4 protein-coding genes are annotated in these 4,076 nt (G+C 38.7%); all 4 read right to left on the bottom strand.

The window, feature by feature from the left end; all coding sequences use genetic code 11:
* Positions 1-286 precede the first annotated feature (286 nt).
* Complete coding sequence (locus tag O9290_RS05865; RefSeq protein ID WP_002764328.1) at positions 287-727, bottom strand: hypothetical protein; 441 nt, start codon at positions 725-727, stop codon at positions 287-289.
* Positions 728-1,049: 322 nt separating this feature from the next.
* Positions 1,050-1,841: a biotin/lipoyl-binding protein gene (locus O9290_RS05860; protein ID WP_288086809.1), complete on the bottom strand. Its 792-nt coding sequence runs from the start codon at positions 1,839-1,841 to the stop codon at positions 1,050-1,052.
* A gap of 346 nt (positions 1,842-2,187) precedes the next feature.
* Positions 2,188-2,415, bottom strand: coding sequence for a hypothetical protein (locus tag O9290_RS05855; protein WP_002759371.1), 228 nt, complete (start codon positions 2,413-2,415; stop codon positions 2,188-2,190).
* Positions 2,416-2,651: 236 nt separating this feature from the next.
* A complete protein-coding gene (locus O9290_RS05850) occupies positions 2,652-3,935 on the bottom strand; it encodes a hypothetical protein (protein WP_288086806.1) in 1,284 nt (427 codons plus the stop codon).
* Positions 3,936-4,076 lie beyond the last annotated feature (141 nt).

The raw sequence follows: 4,076 nt of genomic DNA, 5'->3' as shown, positions 1-4,076 counted from the left end.
CTTAAAACCTGTCAGCTTTTTTGCCGCATCTTTCAAGCTTGATTTGATTTTTTCAGTCAGTTCAGTTACCATAGTTGAGAGTGGGAGTAACAAGTTGCTTCTCTAGTCTAGATGGTAATTTATTAATACGCAAGTCCCTAATCCACCACTTAAACCACCAAGTCCACCATTGAGAACGTCTTTTCGGATTTTCCATATTAGGTTTAACCGTTTATTCCAGTCGTTGTTTCTTTCAGCTACTTACGATGCCGAAGGCACTGCGTAGCAGATCAATCGCATTTTGTGGTTAACGGTCGTACACCCCTGTAACCCAGCGAAAAGCAGGGGTTATGTAACTCACTAAAGAACGCTCTTCTACCACAGCATGGACATCTGCGGTAGTCCCGTTGGTAATTCTTTGGGGCGCTCCCTTAGCTTGAGTCCAGTAAAAACCACTCGGTGTATTGCGATCGACCTTCAGGGCTAAAGTGGCTTTGATAACACTTGCATTGACGGGTATAGGCTTATCGCGATCGTCTTCATCTCTACCCAGAAACAGCTTGCTGGCGAGTTCATTACTTCCGACTATATTTGCCAGTTCTGCCACAGTTACCGGCTGCTGATCGACGGTAATTACCTTAGCAACGATACCCCCATAGCGTTCGCGATCATAGAGATCGGGAACGACTTCTACTTCCTGGCCTGGTTCTAATCGTTTGGCATCACCACTCTTAAACAAAGCTACCACATTGGTCTTGGCCTTTAGATTGGAGACTTCTAACGTACCGATGCGCCCCCCCCCGGAGCCAGAACTTCCCCCGGATTAACAGATAAGTCTAAAATCTGGCCGTTGTACAGACTCACTACATTTTTGTTGGCTTGAATAGTGGTTTTTAACGTATTAATCTCTCGTTGCTGGTCAGCGATCGCATTGTAACGAAGAATATCACTGGCTGTATCTTGGAGGTCTATTTGCCGTTTTTCTGTGTTTAGTATATTATTCTGTGCCGCCCGTGTTCAACTACTGGCAGGCTTTCATCAACCCCCTTAAGGCGGTCGCAACGCGCTCGCTACGCGAGACCGAGTTCTATTTGGACGCGATTGATACTATTAGAAGCCTCTAGATTATTGAACTGAAATAAATAGGAGGGAAAATCTAGCTTGGCGACAGCCCCCTCTTCGATAAGTTTATCGTAGGCGGCTAGTCTTTGATCCGTTGAGTTCTGGAAATTTTTAAGGTATCGAGCATGGGAGAGATAGGCTTCTCGCTGTTTTTGATTACTGGATAATTGAACTTGAAGTGCTTTAATCTGAAGCTGATTCGCCTTTTGCTGGCGATCTATTGAGGCTGCATTCAATTGGCGACGACTCACTTCAATAGAGTCAACTCTTTTATCCTGCTGCTTGAGAGCTGCTAGTCTATCCTTTTTATCCTTTAATTCTGTTTCTAATTCAGGAAACTCTAAAGGTGCCAGTAATTGCCCTTTTTTGACAGAATCTCCCGGTTGAATCAGGAGGGTTAACACCCGCCCACCTTGACGGGGTTCGATATTAACAATAGAACGAGGAATCAAAATGACCGCTCGTCCTTGAATAGGAGTCGGAATCTTACCAACTATCGCCCAATAACTCAGTCCTCCGAGCAAAAGACCCACCGGCATTAAGCGCAGGATTATCTCCCCTAATCTTCCTGTTGGCTCCGAATATTTAAACGGTTTTTCCGAATCAATTTTAGGATCAATTCCCGTTTTTATTTGATTATCATCCTGATCTTCTATCCTAGCCTGCGTTGTTTTCTTCGCACCCATATCTGGCTGCTGATGATTCTGATCAGACATAGATTCGGCTTGATTCTTTGCCATTGTACTGAAATGAGTAAAAATCACTTAATTTGTAACATTATAAGCATTCAGAGGATATTACTTTAGACCAGGAAAATCCTCTGAAAAAATCGCTCAAGCTATTTTTGACATAAGATAACTAGGCTACCTCGAAAGATTTACCGAAGGCTCAAACCTTTAAAATTTCCTGTAAGAAACCTAATAAAGTATTACTCTTGATGTGACCTAAAACAACCTAATTAGGGATCAAGTGTTTGAGTCCAACACTCCGACTAGAGAGATAATCTATCGAACGAGTTTACACCATTCCAGCTTTTAACTTACATAAGGCGTATAGTCTCATTGTGACCGTTCAGGGGGGGGGATGTCAAGCCGCCAGTGGCATTGACTCAGTGGAAGAACTCTCCTGGGGTAGCAGAGAAGGAGAAGAACTGCCTTTGCTAACTAACGTCAGCATCCGCGCCACAAAAACACTACCCGCCTCACTTTGAGAACCAAAGCTAGTGCGCCGCCACAGCACCGTTGCTCTAGCTGTTCTATCTTCAAACCTAACTGCACTACTAGCTGTCTGACGTTGGCGGTCGTTCTTTCCCAATCCCCTGCACCAATTCCTGGTATCAACCGTTGGTGCTTCTCATCCATGCCCCTTAGATTACCAGATTTCGTCCCCCCCTGAACGGTTACCAACATTTTAAAGGCGGTTTTTGGGGCAATTCCATGTGTACTATCATGCTAAAAACCTGAAGTCTTGTGAAATAGAATCGTTAATCCCATTAAATTTTAGCCCGTATTATGTGAACTAAAACCTGAAACCTTTGCTACAGCGCAAATTTAGAATTGCTGACTTAATAACTTTTCTCTATTTTTTAAATAAGGAATTTTGTCATTTTCTTTAGGAAAGTTATTACGAATAAACTTAACTAAAAAGATGCAAGATATAACTCCTAAAATTGAGTATAGAACTAAAAAAGGTTCATTTATTTTCCTATACTCAAGAATTGAAAGATAGGGAAAGTTGAAGTTTTGAGCATAAAAAATAAACCATAACATATTAGACATTAGGGTTGTAATTGCCCCAAAAACAAATATATCTAATAAATTGGCAGTTTTAAACAATAAAATGGATAAGATCAATATGTAAAACAAACTAACTAGGAAATTGGGCTTAAACGTAGGAAGCCACAATATAAAAAATATAAGAAGTATCACTAAAATAGCTTTTTTATTTCCCACTTTAAGAGATATTTTTTGTAATAAAATTCCTTGAAATAAAAAAATATGGAATGGATACGTTATTAAAATGTCAATTAAAAAATCAAGTAAAAACATTCCAAAATCTTGAGGATTATATTGATTAATTATTTTTTCCATATGGTCAGGCAATATTAAAGAAAAACTATAATAAATTAACCTACCCAATGAGATCGAAAAAGTAGTGTAGATAATCGCTATTTCAGTAATTATTCGCCAAGAGATTTTCAGATTAGGAATAAAATCTTTGAGTTTAAAATCTGCTATTTTTAAATCTCTTATAACTAACAATAACCACAGAAAGATGTAGAATGCGGAGAAAATTGTTCTTTGTCCACTTGTTTCGTTGAAAAATCCCGTATAGTCCCAATTATTAAGTTTAAAAAGTGGCATTGCACAGATCACCATTGTGTATAGTAAACCTATGCTGTAGAATAAAAAAATTTCTACAAGGTTAATTTTTTCAAAAGGAGTAGTCGTTGACTGTTCTTCAGATAAATCTTCTGAGGATATAACGGTATTTTTAGGAGTAATTGCCGATAAAAGAAATAAGCCAACAAAACTAAGTAATCCTACTATCCCCCAACTAGGTGAGTATCCTTTACTTTGAATGTAACGAGAACAACCCTTAACAAAAGGAAAATATCCATATATTAATAATCCTAATACAATAAATGCTAACACGCCTAATAAGGGTGATTTATCAGGAATAATCTTAGCCTTTGAAAGTACCACAATAGTTATCAAGGGAAGCCATTGAATACTTAATCCCTTCATAATTAATTTAATAGCTTTATTTTTTTTGTCTGTCTCTATTGTTTTGGTTTCTAGCATAATTCCGTTTACTGGTAACTTTTGTAACAATTTTTGGCTCTTCGGTTTGTGTTATGCAATGGACGGGGGTTATAAGGGATGGAACCCTTATAGAGAAAGGCATTTAGCGATTTTTGTCAATTGTTTTTGCTCTAGAGCGAACTAATCAATTAAGTCTCTTGCCAGATAAGG

The organism is Microcystis sp. LE19-41.2A, from assembly GCF_027530405.1.
GTDB lineage: Bacteria > Cyanobacteriota > Cyanobacteriia > Cyanobacteriales > Microcystaceae > Microcystis > Microcystis aeruginosa.
Note: the sequence above shows the minus strand (reverse complement) of the source record. Positions and strands in the feature narration are given on the sequence as shown.

What these genes read in the sequence shown, in the direction of transcription:
- O9290_RS05860 (WP_288086809.1), bottom strand. Translation starts at nt 1,841, where the DNA reads ATGGCAAAGAATCAAGCCGAATCTATGTCTGATCAGAATCATCAGCAG.